General features: G+C 56.4%; 16 protein-coding genes. 5 read left to right on the plus strand and 11 right to left on the minus strand.

Going from position 1 to position 23,518, the window contains the following annotated elements; genetic code table 11:
* Positions 1 to 17: 17 nt before the first annotated feature.
* The 9 genes from BBD41_RS13795 to speE all read right to left on the minus strand — a co-directional run bounded on the left by BBD41_RS13795 (position 18) and on the right by speE (position 12,809).
* Positions 18 to 2,291 (minus strand): AraC family transcriptional regulator, encoded by a 2,274-nt coding sequence (locus BBD41_RS13795; protein WP_077571117.1) that lies wholly within the window; start codon positions 2,289 to 2,291, stop codon positions 18 to 20.
* Positions 2,292 to 2,428: 137 nt separating this feature from the next.
* A complete protein-coding gene (locus tag BBD41_RS13800) occupies positions 2,429 to 4,681 on the minus strand; it encodes a glycoside hydrolase family 88/105 protein (RefSeq protein WP_099477921.1) in 2,253 nt (750 codons plus the stop codon).
* Positions 4,678 to 5,976, minus strand: coding sequence for a Gfo/Idh/MocA family protein (locus BBD41_RS13805; RefSeq protein ID WP_189636203.1), 1,299 nt, complete (start codon positions 5,974 to 5,976; stop codon positions 4,678 to 4,680). The genes BBD41_RS13800 and BBD41_RS13805 overlap by 4 nt, the downstream gene beginning before the upstream one ends.
* 5 nt (positions 5,977 to 5,981) lie before the next feature.
* Positions 5,982 to 7,526 (minus strand): extracellular solute-binding protein, encoded by a 1,545-nt coding sequence (locus BBD41_RS13810; RefSeq protein ID WP_099477922.1) that lies wholly within the window; start codon positions 7,524 to 7,526, stop codon positions 5,982 to 5,984.
* 78 nt (positions 7,527 to 7,604) lie between these two features.
* On the minus strand, positions 7,605 to 8,474 hold the full coding sequence (locus tag BBD41_RS13815) for a carbohydrate ABC transporter permease (RefSeq protein ID WP_099477923.1): 870 nt from the start codon (positions 8,472 to 8,474) through the stop codon (positions 7,605 to 7,607).
* Entirely contained in the window at positions 8,474 to 9,442 is a 969-nt protein-coding gene (locus tag BBD41_RS13820; RefSeq protein WP_077571069.1) for an ABC transporter permease, read from the minus strand. The genes BBD41_RS13815 and BBD41_RS13820 overlap by 1 nt, the downstream gene beginning before the upstream one ends.
* 1,411 nt (positions 9,443 to 10,853) lie before the next feature.
* On the minus strand, positions 10,854 to 11,027 hold the full coding sequence (locus BBD41_RS29810) for a hypothetical protein (protein WP_157929301.1): 174 nt from the start codon (positions 11,025 to 11,027) through the stop codon (positions 10,854 to 10,856).
* A gap of 70 nt (positions 11,028 to 11,097) precedes the next feature.
* On the minus strand, positions 11,098 to 11,964 hold the full coding sequence (gene speB / locus BBD41_RS13825) for an agmatinase (protein ID WP_099477924.1): 867 nt from the start codon (positions 11,962 to 11,964) through the stop codon (positions 11,098 to 11,100).
* A 17-nt stretch (positions 11,965 to 11,981) separates the two neighbouring features.
* Positions 11,982 to 12,809, minus strand: a complete 828-nt coding sequence (speE, locus tag BBD41_RS13830) for a polyamine aminopropyltransferase (protein WP_077571076.1) — start codon at positions 12,807 to 12,809, stop codon at positions 11,982 to 11,984.
* A gap of 326 nt (positions 12,810 to 13,135) precedes the next feature.
* Between speE and BBD41_RS13835 the strand changes: the two genes are divergently transcribed.
* Entirely contained in the window at positions 13,136 to 15,205 is a 2,070-nt protein-coding gene (locus BBD41_RS13835; RefSeq protein ID WP_099477925.1) for a transglycosylase domain-containing protein, read from the plus strand.
* Positions 15,206 to 15,444: 239 nt separating this feature from the next.
* Here the strand turns inward: BBD41_RS13835 and BBD41_RS13840 are convergent, their stop codons facing one another.
* The gene (locus BBD41_RS13840; RefSeq protein WP_077571080.1) at positions 15,445 to 16,314 is read right to left on the minus strand and encodes a hypothetical protein; all 870 of its coding nucleotides are present in this window, start codon (positions 16,312 to 16,314) and stop codon (positions 15,445 to 15,447) included.
* 403 nt (positions 16,315 to 16,717) lie between these two features.
* Here BBD41_RS13840 and BBD41_RS13845 point away from each other — a divergent pair, with 403 nt between their 5' ends.
* From BBD41_RS13845 to BBD41_RS13855, 3 genes are all read left to right on the plus strand, one after another.
* Complete coding sequence (locus tag BBD41_RS13845; RefSeq protein ID WP_077571082.1) at positions 16,718 to 17,104, plus strand: ArsR/SmtB family transcription factor; 387 nt, start codon at positions 16,718 to 16,720, stop codon at positions 17,102 to 17,104.
* Positions 17,105 to 19,351 carry a heavy metal translocating P-type ATPase gene (locus tag BBD41_RS13850; protein ID WP_099477926.1) on the plus strand — a complete coding sequence of 749 codons (2,247 nt, stop codon included), beginning with the start codon at positions 17,105 to 17,107 and terminating at the stop codon, positions 19,349 to 19,351.
* A 217-nt stretch (positions 19,352 to 19,568) separates the two neighbouring features.
* Positions 19,569 to 20,735, plus strand: coding sequence for a stalk domain-containing protein (locus tag BBD41_RS13855; protein ID WP_099477927.1), 1,167 nt, complete (start codon positions 19,569 to 19,571; stop codon positions 20,733 to 20,735).
* A 115-nt stretch (positions 20,736 to 20,850) separates the two neighbouring features.
* Here BBD41_RS13855 and BBD41_RS13860 read toward each other — a convergent pair whose 3' ends face one another.
* Positions 20,851 to 21,369: a YwhD family protein gene (locus tag BBD41_RS13860; protein WP_077571087.1), complete on the minus strand. Its 519-nt coding sequence runs from the start codon at positions 21,367 to 21,369 to the stop codon at positions 20,851 to 20,853.
* Between the two features lie 147 nt (positions 21,370 to 21,516).
* Between BBD41_RS13860 and BBD41_RS13865 the strand changes: the two genes are divergently transcribed.
* Positions 21,517 to 23,511 (plus strand): M1 family metallopeptidase, encoded by a 1,995-nt coding sequence (locus BBD41_RS13865; protein WP_099477928.1) that lies wholly within the window; start codon positions 21,517 to 21,519, stop codon positions 23,509 to 23,511.
* The last annotated feature ends 7 nt before the right edge of the window (positions 23,512 to 23,518 follow it).

The raw sequence follows: 23,518 nt of genomic DNA on the forward strand, positions 1-23,518 counted from the left end.
GCTGTGGACATGCCCTGTTATTCGTATAAGGCGTCCATTCGGGTTCTCATCATATCCCGGTACTTTCCCGGGGTGATATCCTTGAATTTGCGGAAGCTCCGGATGAAGCTGTTCTCGTGCTGATAACCAACCATCAGGGCGATATCGGATATTTTCCGGTCGGTCTTGATCAGCAGCTCCCCGGCGCGTTCCATCCGCAGCCGGGTTAAGTAGTTGTAAATCGTTTCATTGGTCTCCTGCTTGAACAGCTGGCTGGCCAAGCTGCTGCTGATGCCGATGGAGTCGGCGATTTCCGGAATGCCGATCGGCTCTCCGAGATGCTGCTCCATGTATTCCATCATCCGCTGGCACAGGATAAAATCCTTGCTTCCGATCAAGCGTCGGTAGCGTTCGGACAATGCGTTAATCAGGCCCGTCAGCTCCGCTTCGATGTCCTCGATATACATCGTGGCGAGCCGGCCGGCCGATTCTGCCTCGGCTCCTTCCCCGCCCGGGCAGAGTCCCTGCAAGCGTTCCAATAAAGACTGCAGCGCGGCAAGCGCTTCCGTCGGATACCAATATCGACTGCGGATATTGCCGGCAATACGCTCCAGCAGGGCCACCGCTTTTTCCCCTTCCCCGCTCTCCACGGCGGCCAGCAATTCCCGTATTCCGTCTTCCGGCGCTTGCTTGTCGGTTACCTCATGGGCGGATACGTCCTGGAACGGCACGAGCTGGCCATAGCCTCTGTATAAACGGTAGGTTAACGCATTCTCCGCCTCCAGCATGGCCTGCTTCAATTTACAGACATCGCTTTGCGGCATGCTCATGCCCGCAGATACGCTGAACTTCAGCAGCCGGGACACCGTTTCGATCGCCTCAGCCATTGGCGGACGTCCTTCGGCCTCCTGAGGCTGAAGGAGAATCGCCATTCGGTCTGCCCCGAAATCGGCGCAGGCGACCCTCCATTTCGGCTCATGCAGCTCGGCTATGATATTGGCCAAGGCGAACTTAAGCAAGGAATGATCGCTTGCCGGGAACCGGCGCGACCACGAGTCGTAACGGTCAATCGACAGCACGGCTACCGTCACCGGAGCATCGGTCCATTCGGCAAAATAACGGGACCACTTCTCCCGGATCTCACGCCGTCCGCTCATATGCCCCGAGTGGATATCGTGCAAAAATTTGGACGCCGCATCCGGGATCGTCTCCCGAACCAATTGGGACAGATGGGCATGGTTGCTCAGCAGCTCTCCAGCAAGCTTCTCCAGATCGATGCGGTCCGGGCTGGACATCTTCCCTTCGTAGGCGCTAAACAACTGCTTCAGCCGCCGCACCGGCCGGAATGCAGCCGAGTTCACGTACAGGATCGTAAGCGCTCCCAGTGCCAGGGCAGCTACCGAGACCGACAGCACGGTGTCGCGCACCTTCTTGGACTGGGCCAGCAAACTGTCCTGCGACACGATGGATACATATTTCCAGCCGGTGAGCGGCGATTCGATCTGGTTCACCAGCAGCTTCTGCCCTTCATGAACAAAATCGCCGAAGCGGTCCTCCTTCAGCTCGTTCAGCGCCTGGGTCACGGCATCCGGCTTAAACTCCGAATTGGAGACCGAGTACAGCACATGACCCTGCTGATCCACGATATACCGCATGCTGTCCACTTGCGAAAGCGCGGGCGGGTTAAGCTTGGCAAACAGCTCCGTTTCCCGCAAATTCACCGCTACGATGCCTCGAAATTTGCCCTGAATCATGATCTTTCGGAACAGCGTCAGCTCAGAGCCCTTGTTCCCCGCCCCCTCGGGAACATGCCGCTTGCGGATCGTCATCATGTCGTCACCGAATTCGTCCGCGATGCTGGTCCACTCGGAATCCACGAAGGTCAGCCTGCTGGAGCTGTAGCCTTGGGGCAGTGAAACGAAGCTGCCCCGCTCGATGTCATAAACGTATATGCTGTTGATGTACTCCGAATTGTTGATCCAGGTGGACAGGAGCCGGTACAAGGTGGAAATATTGGAGACCGAATTCTGGTTCTCGCTCGTCAGGAAATGGTAAACATGCTCGTTCACGGCGACCTGGACCGCGATTTTGTCGCTTTCCCGGATCGAGTCGTCAATGAATTTCATGCTGATCTGCAGCATTTGATGCTGCGGCTCGCTCAGCTCCTCCTGCAGCACCGATTTGGAGGTGTAATAGGAGGTCAGGCTGACGGCCAAAATGATCAAGAATACGGACACGGTCAAAATGAGCACCAGTCGGGCCTGCGTCTGGGCCAGCGAATATTTGAGCCACTTACCGATCGTTTGGAACATATCCATCCCCGCTTTACTACCAGTTTGGTTCCATTATAGCCTACGCTCCGCTCCTGCCGTCATTAGGAATTAAGCGTTTTCACGCACTCCTGCCCCGTCCTACCTTTTAACTTATTGCGGATCTAAGTGTCCTGAACTTACGTACCATGGGCACCGGGAGCCGCCGATGTCTTCAGCTGTGGGTCGTCTTCCAGTTCCCGTGCTGTATGACGCATCAGTTGAAGGAGCTCGACGCCGGCCAGAAGCACAATGCCGATGCCGTGCGTGTCGTTCACATTCCACGACAGGTCGTGCTTGTAATACGAGTGGGAGGTGGACCAGCTGCTCCCCTTGCATACGCCGAATACATTGCCTTTGCCGTCAATCGCCCGGGCGGTCAGGCCCTCCCACCCCGAGACGGCTGCCTGCGCGTAGAGCTGGGTCGACCGAAGCCAGCCTCGCCGTACGCCCCGGGCCATGCCATAGATGAACATCGCGGTGCACGACGCTTCCTCATAGGATTCGGGATCGGTCAGCACTTGGTGCCACAGCCCGTTTACGCCCTGCACCCGTCGGTACCCTTCCGCCAGCTCACGGTAGAACTGCAGAAGACGCTCGTAGTCGGGATGGCCGGTCGGAAGCACGGCGAGCAGCTCGGCCAGCGAGAAGAATACCCACCCGTTGCCCCTCCCCCATACCGTACGGGAAGGCAGGCCCCGCCGAACGTCATAGACATGCGACATCAGCTGCAAATCCGGCATATACAAGTAAGACTTATACAGCAGCAGCTGCTTTGCCGCTTCGTCCAAATAGCGGGAGTCGCCGGTCAGCTCCGCATACCGGCATAGAAACGGCACGCTCATATACATATCGTCGCACCACATCGTCAGGTCCATGCTGCGGGAAACGCCGACCTCCCGGTAGAGGGCGCCGTCCGGCAGCCGGGATTGAACGGTCATGATATACCGGGCGATATCGTCAGCGGCCCGGCGAGCCCCTTTCAGCGACCGAAGGCGGTCAGCGAGGATGGCGAGCGCGCCGAAGGAGCCGCAATCATCCAGACTGTCGATATCGGACAGCTGATTGTTCAGCCCGGCTGCGCCGAACCGTTCCCGATCCCATAACGCGTACTCGTAATGGGAGGTAGCGAACTCGACATGCCGCAGAACGTAATGCTCAAGATCAGGGCGATGCAGCGTTCTGCTCGTTTCAAGCAGGCCGTAAAGCGTTACGCCCAGCGGATAATTCCATCGGCCAAACAGCTCGTTCTCCAGAAACGGCCGAATGCATGCACCCGATTCGCCTCCCGTCCAGAACAGCTTCTCCCCGCCCGGCTGAGCGAGGGTATCCATGCCAAAATACTCGGATATTTCAAGCTCCGCATCCGCACGGAATGGACCGAGATACAGCCATTCTCCCTTGAGGCCGTGCACCTTGCGGGGCGCGCACAGCATCCCGGAGGGGGAAACCTCATCGATGCGAAATCCCCATCCGTCCGGGCCGCATTCGCACCGGGCCGTCAGCTCTCCGCGTCCTGCGGGGGCATCGAGCGTGAAGCGGAAGCTTCCCGCCTCGGGATAAAAGCCGGCTTCCCGGCCGTTCCATTCAAACCGCACCGGTCCGTAGGCGGTTCCGGACACCAGGACCTTCGCCGGGGCCAAGCTGCGGTTAATGACAGCCGCCCAGGCATATGCGGCATATCCCGGCTTGTCGCCATACATGACGGACATGGGGCCTTTCGGGCTGCCAGCGTCGACTCTCTCACCATGCTCCGCTCGTGCTGGGAGCCAGTCCGTTCCCGTGAGCGCCTCGCTCTTCACGATACCGGGGATGACCGGAAGCGAGCGGGAGAGCGGCCTTGTCACGATCCAGCCCTCCTCCCCCTCCCTCTCCGTTGACGGAGCCAGAAAGCAATACGGTTTGTTCTTACGGTTGCTCGTACCGAATACACCTCCGGCTCCCCCGGGTCCAGGGCGGAATTCCAGGACGAAGTGGTTCCACCCTTCGGTGAGCTCGATCCCGATTCTGACCGGCGTGTCCGGATCCGCCGCCTCTCCCTGCGCGGAGCCGAACCGCTTTCTCCCGTTATGATACAGCCGTACCGGTCCGTCGCTCTGGATCAGGAAGGGAAAGGTGTGCCCTTCCCGGACCCACAGCTTCCCCCAGGCATAAACCACCTGGTCTTCCGTCATCTCCGGAAACATGTCCCCGATCGGAAATACGTAAGCGTGATCCCCCCGCTTGCGAATCGGCCCGCTGCGGCTAACCCGGTACACCGGAGGGTGAGGAGGATGATCGCCTACATAACGCTGGGCGATGACCGTAAGAGCATGCTCAATCGAGCTTCCCTCCGTCTGGTAGGCCAAGCCCTCCGCCGGATCGAAATATTCGCTGCTATCCTGTTTGCTCATGCTTTTGTCAGCTCTCCTTTCCAACCTGCAAGCACGTCCTGGATCGCCACCGGCTTCCCTTCCTTGGCCGAGCGCCACACCGCTTCCCCTGTTGCAACCGAATACGCGCCGTCCGCTGCCCCCGATAAGACGGAATAGGGCCTGGATCGGTCCTCACCCAGGAACAGATCGTTCAAAAGCAGCGGATCGCCTCCTCCATGCCCGCCTTCCCGATGCACCACATGGATCGTTTCTTTGGAGCCGAACAACGGGAAATAGTCGATGGTCTGGACCGGAGTCGGAAACGGGGTCCTGGACGGAGCATGGTATTCGGTCGTCTCCAGGCGGCCCTTCGTGCCGTTTATCGCCAGACGGTAGCCTTCGTACGGCAGCGAGAAGTTGACGGAATAACTGAGCAGCGCGCCCCCGTTGTATCGGATAGCGGCCGCATACGTATCCTCGATGTCAATCTCGGAGTCAAAGATGCACTGGTCCGGGCGGTAACCCGTGTACGGAAATTGCCGCCCTTCCGCCGCAAGGAGACCGAGGTGATCATCCTTCACATGGCGCGCATTCCAGCGCGTGTAGTAGGCACAGCGGCTTGCTGCCGTGCAGGTGCCGCAATGGCGGCCGTCCACCCGCTCCGGGTTAAGCTCGCCTTCGGATCCGTAATAATGAAGGGCCCCGTAAGCGAAGGCTTCGACCGGCCGCTGATTGATCCACCAGCCGACGAGGTCGAAATGATGGGTGCTCTTGTGGATGGAGAGGCCGCCGGAAAGCTCGCGCCGGCGGTTCCATCTTTTGAAATAGCTTGCTCCATGATACGTATCCAGGTACCAGTTCAAATCCACGGAAGTAATGCGGCCAAGCCGGCCCTCCCATACCATTTCCTTGATCTTGTCGTGAACGGGAGCATAACGATAGTTGAACGTGACGGTTACGCTGCCTTTGCTTGCCCTTTCCGCTTCCAGCACCCGCCGGGCGTCCGCCCCGGTCGTGACCATCGGTTTCTCCGTGATGACATCCAGATCGTGCTCCAGCGCGGCGACGATATAACGCGCATGCGTATCATCCCGTCCCGCTACAATCACGACGTCCGGCTTCGTCTCCTCGATCATGCGTTCGAACTCCTCTTCGCCGTAAACGGCGATGGCCGGATGCTCCGGAAAACGTGTGCGGAACAGCTCAAAACGCTCCGGGTCTGTGTCGAGCAGCGCCACCAGCTCGCTCCGCGGGGCATACGTCGTCAAGATCGGCTTGGCAAACATCCCAAGCGCCCGTCCGCTGACACCGCATATCGCATATTTCTTCTTCATTAGCATCACATCCTCGAATACCATTCCTCAACCCGCTTGGTGACTTCTTCCCCTCCGGACGTATACCAACGATCCACGAATTCATCGAACTTCTCCAGCGGCCACTCGCCGATGACAATCTTGGTCAAGTATTCCTGGAACAGCTTATGGGATTGAATATCGGGATATCCCTCGTACACGGTGCTCGGCAGCCCGTCGCCGGCAATCCGCTTGGCGTCCGCGGTGCTTACCTCGAAAATGTCCTTCACCATCTGCTGCATGTCTTCCGGGATCGTCTCCTGAATCCGGATGTTCATGTCCTCCTCGGTCGTCAGGTTGCGCATGCCGAGGGCGAGCGGCCGGCTGTCCTCTGGAGGGAGCAGCACTTTCTTGCCGTCCACGACTTCATGCTGCAGTCCCTCGATGCCGAACCGGATAAACTCGTCGTTGGAACGGTCATAGAAGAAATCCAGCAGCTTCAGGGCTGCAGGCGCGTTGGCTTCGGCTTTAGTCGGAATGATCCATTCGGGCTCGCCCATGCTTTTTTGCGTGACATATCCCTCATAGCCCTCCGCTTTCGGAAGCGGCATGCCGACGACATACGCATCCGGGGCTTTCTGCTGAATCGCCGTAAAGCGGTCGCGCAGGTTCGCCGGAAGATGGTACCAGCTGCCGACGAGGTTGTTGTTAATTTTGGCAGTCCATACATCGCCCTTGTTCAGGAACGTTTCGTTATCAAGCAGCTTCTCGGCATACAGCTCGCGGATGAACCCGATCGCCGCCTTCATGTTGTCCGTGACGCCGGCATACTGGATCTTCCCGTCATACACATCCCACTCCGGATTTCCCTCCCACATCGCTACGCCGTACATCGCGAACAAATGGTCCATCCATTTGCCGAATTCCCGGCCAGACGTCGGCAGCTCATCCTTTACGCCGTTGCCGTTCGGGTCCTGTTCCAGGAACGCGGCCAGCACCTGCTTGTATTCCTCCGTGGTGGTCGGCATCGGCAAGCCGACCTTGTCGAGCCAATCCTGGCGGATCATCGGTGCACGCTCAGGCACGAGAAACACCTTCGGCACATAGTAGATTTTTCCGTCCGGCGAAGCCGATCGTACGACATCCCACGCCTCCTGCGGAATGTTCTTCCACACGTTCGGCGCATACTGCGGCAGCAGATCGTCCAGCGCAAGCGCGCCGCCTTGCCGGATCAACGTCTGCTCGATGCCGCCAATCGGCCTTAAAATATCCGGAAGATCATCGGAGGCGATCATCAGATTTAAAAATTCCGTCGGCTCCGAGCCCGGCGGGGTCGTGACCAGCTCATATTGGACCCCGGTGCGCTCGGCCACGTACTGGACATGCGGATTGTCCGGGCCCGGAATCGTGCCTACTCCCATGTGGCTTTTGAACACCTTGACCTTCGTAACGTCGCTTCCCCCTTCGCTGCCCTGGCCGCCTGCTTCGGTTCCGGAGCCTCCCGGGCTGCCGCAGCCTGCCAGCAGTCCTGCCGCCAGCAAGACCGCGAGCGCCGGCTTCCCGAACCATTTGCGGAAATACCATTTCGCCATGTGTAAATCCTCCCCTTTTGAATGGTTGTTATATCAAACCGGTCCTAGAACCGATTTCATATCGAAGGTCTGCCCGGCCTATTCCTTTAGCGAGCCGAGCATCGAGCCTTTGACGAAATATTTTTGCAGATACGGATACACCAGAATGATCGGAATCGTCGCAAATAAGATTGTAGCCGCTTTCAAAGTTGTCGTGTTAAAATCGAAGTCGCCCAGAAACATATTGACCGCGGCCAGCTCCTCCGGGGATTGCAGATACGCCCGAAGCTTCATCTGAAGCGGCCATTTCTCCGGATCGCGGATAAACAGCACGGCCCGGGAGAAGGTATTCCAGTAACCGACCGCGTAGAACAAGCTCACCGTCGCCACGACCGGCTTGGATAAGGGCAGGTAGATGCGGAACAGGATGCCGAAATCGCTGCACCCGTCTATTCTCGCCGAATCGTCCAATTCGCCGGGAATGCCCATGAAAAAGGTTCGAATGATGATCATATTGAATGTGCCGATCAGGCCCGGCAGGATCAGGGCCCACAACGAGTTCATCATGCCGAGCTCGCGAACGGTCAGGAAGAACGGGATCATCGGCGCGTTGAAAATCATTGTCAGCACGATGCCGAGCATGACCGGCTTGCGCAGCAGAAACTCGCGACGGGACAGCGGATAGGCCGTCATGACCGAGAACAGCATGCTGAGGAGCGTCCCGACGACCGTAATATATACGGTGATGCCGAAGGATGTCCACAGGCCTTGATTTTTCAAAATATGCTCCCATGAAGCGGTCGTAAATTCCACAGGCAGCAGAAACACTTCCTTGGAATCGGCGGCAACCGGTGAGCTGAACGATACGGCCAACAGCTGCACAAGCGGGAAGAGCATCGTCGCCGCGGCGGCGGTCAGAAATACATAATTCAACGTCTGAAACACTTTTTCTCCGAATGTCGCTTTCATCACCACAACCCCTGATCCGTTTTTCTGGCCAACCGGTTAAAAATCCACAACAAGATAAACCCGATGACGGACTGGAACAAGCCGATCGCCGTCGTCATGCTGTACTGACCTTGAAGCACGCCTGCACGGTAGACATACGTTTCGATGATATCCCCGACCGAATAGGTCATCGGCGTCAGCAAATTGAAGATCTGATCAAAGCCGAGCTCGAGGAAATTGCCGATCTGCAGCAGGAACAGCACCAAAATCGTCGGGAACATCGTGGGCAGCGTAATATGGATCGTTTGCTTCCATCGACCCGCCCCGTCCATGACGGCCGCTTCATATAAATTCGGATTGATGCCGGCGATAGCCGCCAAATAAATGATCGTGCCCCAGCCGACCTCTTTCCAGATCGACGACAGGACGACGATGGTCCGGAAATAACCTGCCTCCTGCATGAACAGGATCGGCTCGTAACCGAGCCAGCCGCGAACCGCGTTCACCACGCCTTGACTGGACAGCAGCTCGAATACGATCCCGCCCACAACGACCCATGACAGGAAGTGAGGGAGATAGAACAGGCTCTGGACCACCCGTTTGGCCAGCATCAGCCGGATTTCATTAAATAGCAGGGCCAGCAGAATCGGCGCCGGAAATCCGAAGAGCAGCTGGTATAAAGCGATCACGGCCGTATTGCGCAGAACATTGTAGAAATCCTGATAGGTGAAAATAAATCCGAAATTGTCCAGGCCGACCCAGGGGCTGCCCAAAATACCCTTGAAGATCTGATAGTCCTGAAAGGCGATGACGCTTCCCGCCAGCGGCACATACTTGAATATGATGTAGAACAGGATGCCGGGGAGAATCATGAGATACAGCATCCAGTGCTTGCGGATATTGGCGATGTACCGGTTGCGGGATATTCCGCTCGCCCTGAGGGGCAGCGGGGCGTCATCCTGTTTTAGTTCGGTTGACCGGGTTGCCATCGTGATTGAACCTCCCTTCGCTTTTGAGCATGTCAATGTACCGCCAATCATAACGTCTGCCGTGCTGACCCACAACGGTTCAATCCGACACGCAATGAGCAGATCGTGTAATTCCGCCATGGGCATCACTCCCGCGGCGAAAGGACAGGGGGAAATCAAGTTACGGGCATAGGGACGGCGGAAGCACCGAAAACAGGATTTGTTGATGCGGTGGAGGATGCGTTTGTTCTCGGCTCACTCCTATCTGATAGACTTGCCGGGAAGTGCAGCCCCGGCTCTCTTACTCTGACTCCCGAGGCAACCCCGATAAGGGCGCCGTACCGAGGGGGCCAACCCAACAAGAAAAAGCAAGCCTCCTCTGCCAGCCGTCAGGCTGAGATGGAGGTGGCTTGCTTTTTCAACTAAACGCGCCGGATAGCGCTGTTCCGGCTGCTTCTTGGGGCAACCGGTCAGCGAAGCCCCGGCTGCTTACGGGTTGCCGCCGGAGACGAAGCCCGGAAGGCTTAATCCCTGCGCGGTCGGGGGCGTAGCCCGAACGCTTGGCCTTGCGCGGACGGATGCGCAGCCTTGAGCGCCTGCCTTGAGCGGACGGAGGCGCAGCCTTGAACGCTTGGCCTTGAGGCGCAGCCCGGAGCGCCTACCAAGGCTGGCCCTCGAGTTGCTCCCGCTAGGGATGCCCTCGAGAGGGCCAGGCCCCTCCCCTAGCGGCCGACGCCGACAGCCGCTAGGCTAAGGTGGAGGAGGCCGATCGGGGCGATTCCAGTCGGGGGCGTGTAACCCCGACTGCCCCTTGCCGGGATGCGCAGCCCCGGCTCTTGCTCTGGCCCCCGAGGCACCCCCGGCAGGGAACTGTACCGAGGGGGGCCAACCCAACAAGAAAAAGCAAGCCTCCTCCGCCAGCCGTCAGGCTGAGATGGAGGAGACTTGCTTTTTCAACTAATACGCGGCCGGATAGCGTAGTTCCGGTTGCTTCCTTGGGGCAACCGGTTGGCGAAGCCCGGAAGCTTACGGGTTGCCGCCGGAGACGGAGCCCGGAAGGCTTATCCCTTGCGCGGTCGGGGGCGTAGCCCGAACGCTTGGCCTTGCGCGGACGGAGGCGCAGCCTTGAGCGCCTACCAAGGCTGGCCCTCGAGTTGCTCCCGCTAGGGATGCCCTCGAGAGGGCCAGGCCCCTCCCCAAGCGGCCGACGCCGACAGCCGACAGGCTAAGGTGGAGGAGGCCGATCGGGGCGATTCCAGTCGGGGTCGTTTAACCCCGACTGCCCCTTGCCGGGATGCGCAGCCCCGGCTCTTGCTCTGGCCCCCGAGGCAGCCCCGGCAGGGGGGCCGAACCGAGGGGGCCAACCCAACAAGAAAAAGCAAGCCTCCTCCGCCAGCCGTCAGGCTGAGATGGAGGAGGCTTGCTTTTTCAACTAAAACGCGGCCGGATAGCGCTGTTCCGGCTCCTTCTTTAATGCAACCGGTTGGCGAAGCCCCGCCAGCCTCACGACAACCAGAAGGCCCTGAGGGCGGTCCGCAAGGGAGCCCGAGAAGGGCCGAGCATGCGCACCAGCCCCGCTCCAATCCTGCCCCCTACCTAACTCCACGCCAACAAGTTCCGGGTGTCCAGAGGGCAGCGCCCTCGGGGCCCTCCCTGGCAGGGAGGGTTTGGGAGGGTCAAACGAACCCTAGCAGCATCTCGCGAATCAGCTTCGCCGCCACGATCTGCGTCTGCTCCGTCGGATCGTAAATCGGCGCCACTTCCACCAGATCGCAGCCGACGACGTTGACGTCGGATCTAGCGATCAGGTGCACGGCTTCCAGCAGCTCCTTCGAGGTAATGCCGCCGGCTTCCGCGGTACCGGTGCCCGGTGCGGCTGAAGGGTCAAGCACGTCGATGTCGATCGTCACGTATACCGGACGGTTGCCCATAGACGGCAAAGCTTCCTTCAACGGAGCCGCCACTTCAAACGGATAGAAGTTAATGTTTTCGCGTCCGTATTGGAATTCCTCGCGCGAGCCGGAACGAATCCCGAACTGGTAAATGTTGCTGCCGCCCATCAGCTCGGCTGCTTTGCGAACCGGCGTCGAGTGGGATAACGGCTCGCCTTCGTACTGCTCACGCAGGTCGGCATGCGCATCGATATGAATCAGAATCAGGTCCGGATACTTCGCGTAAACCTTCTGAATGATCGGCCAGGACACGAGATGCTCCCCGCCGAGACCGATCGGGAATTTCCCGTCATCCAGCAGCTTGCCGACATAGTCGCCGATCACGTCAAGGCTGCGGGCGGCATTGCCGAACGGCAGCATCAGGTCGCCGGCATCGAAATAGGTCATGTCCTCAATGCTTTTATCCAAATACGGGCTGTACTCTTCCAGGCCGACCGAAGCCTGACGGATACGGGCCGGGCCAAAGCGGGAGCCGGGACGGTAGCTGACCGTAAAATCCATCGGCATGCCGTAAATGACTGCCTTGGATCCGGCGTAATCCTCGGAGCTCAAAATAAACACGTTGCCGGAGTAACCTTGATCAAGTTTCATCAGTTGCCGCGGCCTCCTTATTTCACCAGATCTTCGACGAACTTAGGCAGCACGAACGCTGCCTTGTGAAGGCGTGGGGAATAGTATTTCGTATCCATCTCCGCGATTTGGGACTCGTCCACTTCAAGCGGATCATACGTCTTGCTGCCCATGGTGAAGGTCCACAAGCCGCTTGGATACGTCGGAATGTTAGCACCGTACACGCGGACGATCGGGAAGATTTCCTTGACGTCCTTGCTGACCTTTTGGATCAGATCGGCTTTAAACCAAGGGTTGTCCGTCTGTGCCACAAAAATGCCGTCATCCTTCAGCGCCTCATAGATGCCTTGATAGAAGCCGCGTTCAAACAATGGAGCAGCCGGGCCTACAGGCTCGGTGGAGTCCACCATAATAACGTCATATTCATTCTTGTGCTCCAAAATATGCATATATCCATCATTCACCAGCACCTCGACCTTCGGATCGTCGAGCTTGCCGGCGATCTCAGGCAGGTACTGCTTCGAATATTCAATAACTTTGCCGTCGATTTCAACCAGAACGGCCTTCTCAACGCCAGGGTGCTTGATTACTTCGCGAATGACACCGCCGTCTCCGCCGCCGACGACCAGAACCTTCTTCGGATTTGGGTGGGTGTTTAGCGCAGGGTGAGCGACCATCTCATGATAGACGAATTCGTCCTTAATCGTAGTCATGACCATGCCGTCCAGGACGAGCATACGTCCAAATTCCTCGGTATCGATCATATCCAGCTGTTGAAACTCCGTCTTCTCATGCACAAACGTTTCCCGGATTTTCGCCGTGATGCCGAAAGTCGGGGTTTGCTTCTCCGTAAACCATAATTCCATCGTCTCTACCTTCTTTCCGCTAGAATAATGTTCAGCCGTCCAGATCCAAGCCGTAAAACTTTATTCGGGGCAGATGCCTTGAGCTTACAGTTTCACACTTTTTCTATTGTACCAAACAAATTGTATTATATTAAATCAAGCCCAAAATGCAACCAAAACTTAGGACTCGCAAGGACAAGGCAGGTTCTGCCGCCCCGTCCATGAATATCCTGATCCTCCCCGCCCCATACTGTATAGAAAAGGTAATCATCAAGCGGCTTTGTCCGGCAGGTCCGCCCTTGATGGAGATCGCCGACTTACACCTGGAGAAGGAAGGAGCTTCACTCATGCCGGGATCCAAAAAACAACCGCAAAAGCGCAAACGTCGTTTCGTCCGGCTATCTGCATTTCTGTTCGCACTCCTTGGCTTATCGGTCATCGCCGGCGGCATTCTGCTCGCTTATCTATTTATAACGCCGCTCCCTATAGCGGAAACGGACAGGTACTCCAGGCTGCTGGACAGCCAGGGCGAGCTGCTCGCCACGTTTTCGACGACCGGGCATACCTCGGAGCAGGTTGCTTTAAGCGAAATCTCCCCTCTTCTGATCCAGGCCACCTTGGCGGTGGAGGACCGGAAGTTCTATGATCACCCCGGCTTTGACGTGAAAGGCATGGCACGGGCACTGCTCGTTAATCTGCGTCACATGGACCGCAAGCAGGGAGCCAGCACGCTGACCCAGCAGCTCGCGCGGAACCTGTACCTGTCCCATGAGAAGACATGGACCCGCAAGCTCAAGGAGGCCAAGTTTACGGCCCAGCTGGAGATGAAATATACGAAGGACCAAATTCTTGAAATGTATTTGAATGAAATTTATTACGGTCACGGTGCTTACGGCATCGAATCGGCATCGCTGCTGTATTTCGGTAAATCCGCCAAAGACCTGAATTTGGCCGAGAGCGCCATGCTGGCCGGCATTCCGAAGGGGCCTACCTATTATTCGCCCTATAACCATATGGATAATGCCCTCAAAAGACAGCGCATCGTCCTGAACGCCATGGCCGAAACCGGCTTTATCACCCAGACCGAAGCGGACCGGGCCGCCACTTCCAAGCTGGCTATACTGCCCCAAGACCGCCAAGAGAACAAGGTCATTGCTTCGTACTTCCGGGATTATGTGCGAAGTCTGGTCACATCGCAGCTAAATATAACGGAGGAGCAGCTGGAGCAAGGCGGCCTGAACATCTACACGACGCTCGATCCGAGAGTTCAGCAGGCAGCCGAAGAAGCGGTTGCCAGCGGCATGGACAGCAAAAGCGAGCTGGAGACCGCCTTGGTGTCCATCGACCCGCGAAACGGGCATATCAAAGCGATGGTCGGCGGCAAAAATTACCGTGAAAACCAGTACAATCACGCCTTGGCCAAGACGAGACAGCCCGGCTCGTCCTTCAAGCCGATCATGTACTTAACGGCAATCAACTCCAAGGAAATGACGAGCACAACGGTATTCAACAGCCAGCCGACCCTGTTTCATTACGACAACAACCGCAAGACCTACCAGCCCAGCAATTTCGGGGGCAAATATTTGGGCGAAATTCCGATGCGCGAGGCCATCGCGGCGTCGGACAATATTTATGCTGTCAATACCATCATGCAGCTCGGTCCGGACAAGGTCGTCGACATGGCCAAAAAAATGGGCATCACGAGCCCGCTCGAGCCCGTTCCTTCGCTCGCGCTCGGGACCTCCCCCGTCAGCCCGCTGGAAATGGCATCCGCTTATGCCGTCATGGCCAACAACGGCAAGCGGGTCGCTCCGGTGGCGGTGCTGCGCATTACAGATGCTGCCGGCCGGAGCGTTTACGAAGCTCCGGAGGATCCGGGCGAACAGGTCGTTGAGCCGGCAGCCGCGTATGTGATGACCCGCATGATGGAAGGCGTGTTCGAGAACGGCGGAACCGGCAACCGCGTGTCCTCCCTGATGAAGCGTCCGGTTGCCGGTAAAACCGGAACGACCGATACCGACGCATGGCTCGTCGGATACACCCCGGAGCTGGCCACCGCCGTGTGGGTCGGCTATGACAAGGGCCGGGAGATCAGCAAGGTGGACGGCCACCGGGCAGCGCCCATCTTTGCGAGTTTTACGGAGAAGGCGCTCGAGAACGTGCCGCCGAAAATTTTCCCCATTCCGGATCAGGTGGTCAGCGCCTACGTCGATCCGAAAAACGGCATGCTGGCCGGACCTGATTGCCCGGACAAGGTGTTGGAGGTATTCATGAAGGGAACGGAGCCGACGGAATACTGTGCCGAGCACGGCGATGGGGAGAAGCAGCCGACAAAGGAAGCAGACCAGACCAAAGCGGCCAAGAAGCAAGAAGAGCGCTCCTGGTGGAGGGACTTGAAGCGCTGGTGGGTGGAGTAAACGAACGACATATCGAGCCGACCAACCCCTGATATGTCGCGCCGGGCAACGTTCGCCAGTAACCGAAGCGCCTAATCACAGGATGGATATTGCCCCAGCGTCGGATCTTCGTGCTTTAGCATCATCCATCACAATCCGAAATCAGACAGATCGATAAATGAGCAAGGAGCAGGCGTGCGCCTGCTCCTTTGCTGTGTTCCTATGTAATTGAGGCAGATCCCTATATACCTTCATACCTTCTAGAGGCTTGTGATCAAATAGCGGGTGAAGATATCCCAGATCAAGGCAAGCACCAGCAGGCTTGCGGCATAGACCAACAGGATCGCATATAACGGATCCAAGCCGGCCGTTTTTTTTCGCTTGTAGCTGTTCATGACGAGCACCGGGATCGTGATGACCGTGCTGACAAACGACAGAATGAGGATGACCGTTGTAATATCGCTGTTTATGAATAGAAATAGCGGGCTGATGACGAGCAGGGCCAGAAACGGGGTCAGAAATGTCCCGAACCTTGCCATCGCTTCCTTCAGCTTGACTCCCGGGTAATTGGATAGCTTCACGGCGGTAAAAGTAAATATATTGAGCAAAAACAAGAACAGCGCCAGCCAGCCCATCGGCTTCAGGACAAGATGAACAAAGGCTCCCTTCTGGAGGATTGCCCCATCAAAGCTCAGGGTAACATAACCCAAGAGCGGAAGAAACAGAACATACAGCAGCATGGACACCGTCGCGTTAAGCAGCTGGCTGCCGTCCGTGGCGGAAGCGGAGGCGATCGGATGCTTCAATCCCTTGACCACATAGTCTCCGTAGATTTGCCCGTATAATTTAATGCTTTCCCAATAAGGGTTGGATGCGGCTTCCTCCTCAACGTGCTGCCGTCCCGCGGTATGATACGGAATGTCAGGCGGTATGTACACAGGCACTTCCTGCTCCCCTTGAGAGCCGCCTCTATACCTTGTGCTTCCCTGGTGAAGACCATATACCTCCGAGGCGGCCGCCTGCTCTTTGAACGCTGTAAATACGGCTTTATCCTCGCTGATCAGACGGGCTCCGCACTGCTCGCAGTACTTCCCTTCTTCCGTCTCGTATCGGCATATTGGACACATCATAAGCATGCCTCCCTGTTATTTACGATTCTGCAATTGAAGGATCGGGTACAGATGATGCTGACCTAACGGTTGTGATGAGCCGCCCAATTCATGTACCGGGGCACGGGGAACGCTCGCCGGCAAGTCGGCTCGCTTTAAAGCGACTTCGCTTTTTGCTATTAAGTATAAATTTGCCGGCAAGGAAATGGAAGGATTTTCTGACCTATATGTCCTGCTCCTAACGACGCAGGCTTTTAAATACCAGGCTTGCGCTTTTCCCTGGCCGATCGCGGAATCTCAGGAACAATCAAACATTCATTTGAATATAATAATAAAAAGAAGTATATTAGGTTTAAACAATCAAACGATGGTTTGAATATAAAGAATAAGAGTCCTAATTATTTTCTTCAGGAGGCGATTGGATATGGAAACCCGAACCGTACCCTCGGACAGTTCCGCCGAGCTATGTGAAATCACTTGCCCTTCAGCGGACAGGGTCGCTGCCGTATTAAGCGAGCAGGTGTCCGACAATGATGTGCAGGGCATGGCGGAAATCTTCAAGGCTCTTGCGGATCCTACCCGGGTGAAGGTCGCCTATATGCTGGACCGCGGAGGCGAGCTGTGCGTCTGCGATATCGCCGAGCTGCTCGGCTGCTCCACGGCAACGGCTTCTCATCATCTAAGAACGCTGAAAAATAAGGATATCGCCAAATCGCGAAAATCCGGAAAGAACGTGTATTACTCGCTGGTGGATGATCACATCCGGACCTTGCTTCATATGACGCTGGAGCACCAGAAGGAGAAGAGGTAAATGGGTATACAAAAATCTCAAGTGAAGCGATCACCAGAGACGAAAGGATCTAGCTTTGTTGAATATCGCGTACAGGGCCTCTCCTGCCCCAACTGCACGCGTGAGATGCAGGAGGAGATACAGAAGCTTAAGCATGGCGACAATGCCCGGCTGAGCTATAACAGCGGGAAGCTTACCGTCTCCCCGCATGTGGATCTCGCCCGTGTAGAGAGCATCCTGAAGAGCGATGGAGCACGAATCGTTCAAGCCCCGTCGTCCTCCCAGGCCGCTTCATCGCGGCACCACCATTCGGATCATGGGGCAACCGACCATGAACATGACAGCCGTGATCATGGCCATGCCCACGACCACGCGCAGGACGGCACTCGCAGGATGAAATGGCTGCTCGGCATCTCGGCCGCGCTGTACCTGCTCACCTTCCTATTGGAGGGAAGGACGATCCAGCCCGTGGTGATCACGCTGTATGCGGGGGCCATGCTGCTTAGCGGCTACACAACGTTTCTGCGGGGACTTAGAAACCTGGCCCGCTTCAAATTTAATATGGATACGTTAATGACCGTGGCGCTCGTCGGTGCGGTCATCATAGGCGAATGGCGCGAGGCTACGCTGGTTGCGATCCTTTTCGGGCTCAATGAGCTGCTGGAGGGCTACGGCATGAACCGCGCCCGCCAGTCCATGGAAGCCCTGCTGGCGGCCGCGCCGAAGGAGGCGGAGCTGCTGCGGGACGGCGAGCCTGTCCTCGTGCCGATCGGAACGCTTAAGCCCGGCGACGTGGTTCGGGTCCGGCCCGGCGAGAAAATTCCGTCTGACGGTACGATTGCCTACGGAGCCGGAGCTGTCAATGAAGCTGCGATTACAGGCGAATCGGTGCCCGTCACCAAGCGGGTCGGCGATGCGGTCTTTGGCGGCAGTGTCAGCACGGACGGCGTCCTCCATATCGCTATATCAAAGGCTTATGAGGATTCCTCCCTCGCCAAGATCATGCACCTGGTACAGGAGGCGCAGGACAGCAAGACGCCGACCGAGCTGTTTATCGATAAGTTCGCGAAATATTATACGCCCGCCATTATGATCATCGCGCTCGGCGTTGCTCTAATCCCGCCGCTGCTGTTGAATCAGCCCTGGATGACGTGGATCTACCAGGGACTATCCATTCTTATTGTCGGATGTCCTTGCTCGCTTGTACTGTCCTCGCCGATTGCGCTGGTCAGCGGCATGACCCGGGCGGCCCGAAACGGCATTCTGATCAAAGGCGGCATCCACTTGGAGCAGCTCGGCCGTTTGGAGGCCATTGCATTCGACAAGACCGGCACGCTGACCAAAGGCGAGCCCGCCGTGTATGCCGAGACAGTCTACGATCAAGACCGCTTCTACGCGGTAGTTGGGGCGATCGAGCAAGCCTCGCTCCACCCATTGGCCAAGGCGGTGATGAAGCATCTTGAAATCAAGCAGCCGCAGTGTACGTTCCGTGATCCGCAGGATATTACCGTTCTTCCAGGCGAAGGTGTCCGGGCACGAATCAATGGACAGCTTTACTGGGTCGGCAGCGAGGATGTGCTGTCCCATATTCGCGGCGGCTCCCGGGATGATCTGTCCGCCGTCAAAGCAGATATCGCCCACTTGAAGGCACAAGGATATACAATCGTTGCAGCTGTTAGTGAAGACGGCGTATTGGGCCATTTCGGTCTCGCAGATGAGATCCGGACGGAAACGGCGGACGTCGTCCGCAAGCTTCATGAAGCCGGCATTACGGAGACGATTATGCTTACCGGCGATCATGAGCAGTCCGCGCAGTCCATCGCGAAGCAATCCGGCGTCACCCGGGTCTTTGCAAGCCTGCTCCCTGAACAGAAGGTATCCAAGATCAAGGAACTGTCCTCCCGCCGGACAACCGGCATGGTCGGGGACGGCATCAACGATGCCCCGGCATTGGCTGCCGCGGATCTCGGGATAGCCATGGGCAAGGGGACCGATAGCGCCATCGAAACGGCGGACGTCGTCTTAATGCAGGATCATCTCGGCAAGCTTCCCGGAGCGATCCGAACAGCCCGCCGGGTAAACCGCATCATTCAATGGAATATCGGGATCTCACTGTCCTTGAAGGCAATTGCTCTCCTGCTCACCATCCCCGGATGGCTGACACTGTGGATCGCGATCATCTCGGATATGGGGGCTACCATTGTCGTTACCCTGCTCGGCCTGTCCATCCTGCTCGGCAAGGATCGGGAATCCATACCCGAGAATTAAGCCCAGCCGAATGCCCGTACCTTGGCAGCGGAGACCTGCACTCGAAGCTTCACCCTGAAGGGTGAAGCTTCGTTTTTTGTTTGCTTAGGTCACACAACGCTCAAGGCTATCTATTTTTTTTCATATTATTTTGCTCATTAATGAAACATTTTCCATGGTCGACTCGTTTATGCATAGGGGAGAAAGATAACCCAACGATTAAAGGAGGAGACCTATCATGAACACAGGAAAATGGATCAAAGCAGCCGGAACCGCCTCCCTAGCCGTGACGCTCTTATTAACAGCATCCGCAGCGACAGTTCCTTCGCACGTCGCAGCGGCAGCCGCCTCGGAGGCCAAAGCCGCATGGAACACGATTGATCTTAAACATCAGCCGTTTACGAAGAATAAAGTCCTATTTGTTCCGTTGAAGGAAGTTTCCGAATCGCTCCAGCTGCAGCTGACGGTTGTTGGCAAGAACCAAATGTACATTAACAGTCCGAAGGAATCCGTCCGGATCAAGGTCGGGCAGACTCGTGCCGTGAATGCGAAAGGCAGCGTGCTGAGGCTTGAGGCCGCGCCGGTCATCAAGAAAGGGGTCACCTACGTTCCCGCCAGCCTGATTACCAAAGCGTTTGCCATCCCGCTTCGTTATGATGCCAAATCCGGATTGGCAACAACCTTTAACCAGGGAATCGGATATGCCTATACGGCAAATGGCAGCATGCTGTTCTGGGTGAGCCGGGAGAACGGAACGCTCTATATGGGGAAAGCAGGAACGGTTCCTGTAAAGGCAGGCAAGATATCCATTGAAAACATCGACTTGCTTGAGATCGATGCCCATAAAGTAAATGGCCATACGTACGTAGCCGACATCTATAACACGTACGGAGAGCCGCATATCCATGAAGCCAGATACCGTGTACTCATTCGGGATCAGAAGATCATCAAAACAGCCGCAACCCAGAATGCCAACTTTGCGGGCATTAACTACGAGCCGAACGTGACCGGCTATAAAGGAAATATCGCCATGATGAACGGCAGCAAGCTGGAGCTCGTTCATCCGACCGGCAAGACGGTCAAAACCTATGATCTCGCCGCCCTTACAGGCGTAAAGGATGATTTCACGGTAGAGGCGATCGAACAGGACTTCCTGCTCGTCCGGCCGTATACGAAAGCAAGCCTGTACATCGTTAACCCGACCGGCACGAAGGCGGAGCTGATATATCCTGAGATTCTGGATGAGGAAAGCATCAAGGCCATCGGGGAAATGCCGCCGAACGAGGTGGGCTTCATCGGTGACGGTTTGACGTATGTCGGTTATAAGAGCGGCAAGCTGACGCTGCAATATGACAATCCGTTTCTTGATATCAAAAAGAATCTGACCTATGCCCTGCCCTTCTAACGAATCCAGACCCTGATCAGGTCAGCACAAAAAGACCGGTTAAGATTCTATCTCGAATCTTGACCGGTCTTTCTTCACGCTCTAATCCTACGCCTTTCTTATCATGACCATGTAATTATTCCTCGGTCCGGAGCGCTTCCTTGAATTCCTCCGGGGATGCATTCCACCATTCCTCATTGCGGGAAATCAGCAGCTCACGCAGCGCCTTCTTCTCTACATCGCCAAGTCCGTCCAGAATAATCCGGCGCTTTAGTGCAGCGTCCATCTTGTTCACATGATCGGCGAGGATTTTCCAGCCCTTGCGCGCTTCCTGATCAATCCACATTTCGCAAGCGGTAGCACCGGCGTAATGCTGACCTTCAGCCGTGCGGTCCACCGCTACCCATACGATCCACACCTGACGGCCATTAGGCACCTCGTCCCGGTCCGTCGTAAACCGGATGCCCCGCTCCACCTTGCTCTTCGCATGCATGGCCCCGATATCCACCTTGGCCTCACCATTATCGATAATGACCGGCGACAGGCTGTTCAAATCAATCGATCCTGCACCGAACCCTTTATGCTTGCTCTTGCTGTTAATAATGTTCAGCGCGATCTGTTTCTTGGCGCCCTGTTCCTGACTCCCGTTCTCCATTGCCGCAAAACCTCCTATATCAGAGCCAACAAAGCCTGTCGGCTGCATCGTAACTACCTTTGTCCCAATAATTTTATTTTAACTAATAATCCTCCAAAAGCAAACATATACATGCTGTAGATGCTTGTCAACGGGAGGTTATTCGATATGGTCCCACCACGTGCCAAAGTCTTTCTATCATCCCTGCTCGCCTTGGGTTTGCTTGCAGGATCGATGCCGATATTTCTTTCTAATCAAGGGCCCTCCTTGTCGGCGCTTGCTCCGAATGGGGGCAAGCCCTCCGCCTCTGCCGTGGAGAAGGCCCCGCTTTCACCTCCAAAGGTTCAGCCTGATGCGCCAGCCCCTGCGCTTAGCGACCGGCTGGTCGAATACCACATGGACGTAAGGTACGAGCCTGAACAAAACAAGCTGAAAGGCAAGCAGACCGTCACCTGGACCCATCCCGGGAAAAGAAGCGTGAATGAGCTCTACTTCCATTTATACCCGAACGCCTTTGCATCCGATGAAACGACGTTCATGAAGGAGTCCGGGGGCAGGCTTCGATCCGACCCGATGCCCGAGAACGGCTACGGGTCAATGAAAATTACAAACGTGAAAACGACCGAGGGGCTGGGCCTGACGCAACGACTGCAGTTTGTTCAGCCGGATGACGGGAACATCAATGACCAAAGCCTTGCCAAACTCCGATTGCCCAAGCCTGTAAAAGGCGGAGAGAGCATAACCCTCCATTTGGAATTCGAAGTGGAGCTGCCGAAGATTTTCGCGCGCATGGGCCGGACCGAGGATTTCGTCATGGCCGGCCAGTGGTTCCCCAAGATATCGGTATACGAGCCTGCAGGCACCCGGGGAAGAACCCAGGAAGGCTGGAATTTACATCAGTATCACGGCAATTCGGAGTTTTACTCGAACTTCGGCATCTATAGCGTTCGGATTCGTGTACCCGAGGACTATATCGTAGCTGCTACCGGGTTCCCGACCAAGCCTGCGCAGAAGGCGAACGGGGAGAAAATTTACCAATTCTACGCGGATGACGTACATGACTTCGCCTGGGCCGCCTCGCCGAACTTTGTGACGGCAGAAGAAGCTTACTCCGCTCCGGGCATTCCGGGCGTCCGGATCAAGCTGTACCTTGACCCTGCGCATAAGGATTTGAAGGAGCGTTACTTCGATACAGCCAAAACAGCGCTGTCCTCCTTCGGGAAATGGTACGGCTCCTATCCGTACTCCACATTGTCCATCGTTGTCCCGCCTTATTCCGGCAACGGCGCAGGCGGAATGGAATACCCGACGCTGGTCACCGCTTTCGGGGCCAATAACGACTCGCCCGGATATGAGCTGGAGCGGACCGTCATCCATGAAATCGCCCACCAATATTTCTACGGCATCGTAGCCAATAACGAATTCGAAGAAGCATGGCTTGACGAGGCTTTTGCTTCCTATGCCGAAGAGAAGGTCATGGAGAAACAGTACGGAATTACATCCAATACCGCAGCACAGGGGGCATCCATTACGTCACCTGAACCGCTTAAGATGGAGTCCTGGAAATACAGCTCGCATGAAAATTACGCACTCAACGTCTATACACGAGGCAAGCTGGTGCTCCAAGGCATCGAGCGGCAAGTCGGGTCCAAGACGATGGATAAAATCATGATGACGTACGCCAAAAAATTCCGCTTCAAGCATCCGACGACGACGGACTTCCAGAAGGTTGTTGAACAGGTTACCCAGTCCTCCTGGCAGTCGTATTTCGATCAATACGTTTACGGCAGCCAAATGGCTGACATCGCGATCGACCGGATCAAAACCAAGAACAAGGGGACGCAAACGCACCCCTGGTATGTTTCGACCGTAAACATCACGAGCAAGGGCGGCGATGTTACCGATGTGCCGATTGTGTTCGCTTTTGGGGATGGCAAGCTGGTTGAGCGAACATGGAGCGGCAAGAACGGCAAAGTAACTTATACGCTGGAATATCATACACCGCTCGCTTGGGTCATGGTGGATCCGAAATATACCATCATGCTCGAGAATAAACACATAAATAACTATATGAAGGCAGGCATGGATCCGAAGGTGGTTACACGCTGGAATCTGAGCATTACCAAGCTCGTGGAGACGCTGTTCGGCAGCATGTCGTGGTGAGGGGGGA

This window comes from Paenibacillus ihbetae (assembly GCF_002741055.1).
GTDB classification, from domain to species: Bacteria; Bacillota; Bacilli; order Paenibacillales; family Paenibacillaceae; genus Paenibacillus_AQ; species Paenibacillus_AQ ihbetae.

Coding starts and splice junctions, on each gene's coding strand:
- BBD41_RS13795 (WP_077571117.1), bottom strand. CDS start 2,291: ATGTTCCAAACGATCGGTAAGTGGCTCAAATATTCGCTGGCCCAGACG.
- BBD41_RS13800 (WP_099477921.1), bottom strand. CDS start 4,681: ATGAGCAAACAGGATAGCAGCGAATATTTCGATCCGGCGGAGGGCTTG.
- BBD41_RS13805 (WP_189636203.1), bottom strand. CDS start 5,976: ATGAAGAAGAAATATGCGATATGCGGTGTCAGCGGACGGGCGCTTGGG.
- BBD41_RS13810 (WP_099477922.1), bottom strand. CDS start 7,526: ATGGCGAAATGGTATTTCCGCAAATGGTTCGGGAAGCCGGCGCTCGCG.
- BBD41_RS13815 (WP_099477923.1), bottom strand. CDS start 8,474: ATGAAAGCGACATTCGGAGAAAAAGTGTTTCAGACGTTGAATTATGTA.
- BBD41_RS13820 (WP_077571069.1), bottom strand. CDS start 9,442: ATGGCAACCCGGTCAACCGAACTAAAACAGGATGACGCCCCGCTGCCC.
- speB (WP_099477924.1), bottom strand. CDS start 11,964: ATGAAACTTGATCAAGGTTACTCCGGCAACGTGTTTATTTTGAGCTCC.
- speE (WP_077571076.1), bottom strand. CDS start 12,809: ATGGAATTATGGTTTACGGAGAAGCAAACCCCGACTTTCGGCATCACG.
- BBD41_RS13835 (WP_099477925.1), top strand. CDS start 13,136: ATGCCGGGATCCAAAAAACAACCGCAAAAGCGCAAACGTCGTTTCGTC.
- BBD41_RS13840 (WP_077571080.1), bottom strand. CDS start 16,314: ATGATGTGTCCAATATGCCGATACGAGACGGAAGAAGGGAAGTACTGC.
- BBD41_RS13845 (WP_077571082.1), top strand. CDS start 16,718: ATGGAAACCCGAACCGTACCCTCGGACAGTTCCGCCGAGCTATGTGAA.
- BBD41_RS13850 (WP_099477926.1), top strand. CDS start 17,105: ATGGGTATACAAAAATCTCAAGTGAAGCGATCACCAGAGACGAAAGGA.
- BBD41_RS13855 (WP_099477927.1), top strand. CDS start 19,569: ATGAACACAGGAAAATGGATCAAAGCAGCCGGAACCGCCTCCCTAGCC.
- BBD41_RS13860 (WP_077571087.1), bottom strand. CDS start 21,369: ATGGAGAACGGGAGTCAGGAACAGGGCGCCAAGAAACAGATCGCGCTG.
- BBD41_RS13865 (WP_099477928.1), top strand. CDS start 21,517: ATGGTCCCACCACGTGCCAAAGTCTTTCTATCATCCCTGCTCGCCTTG.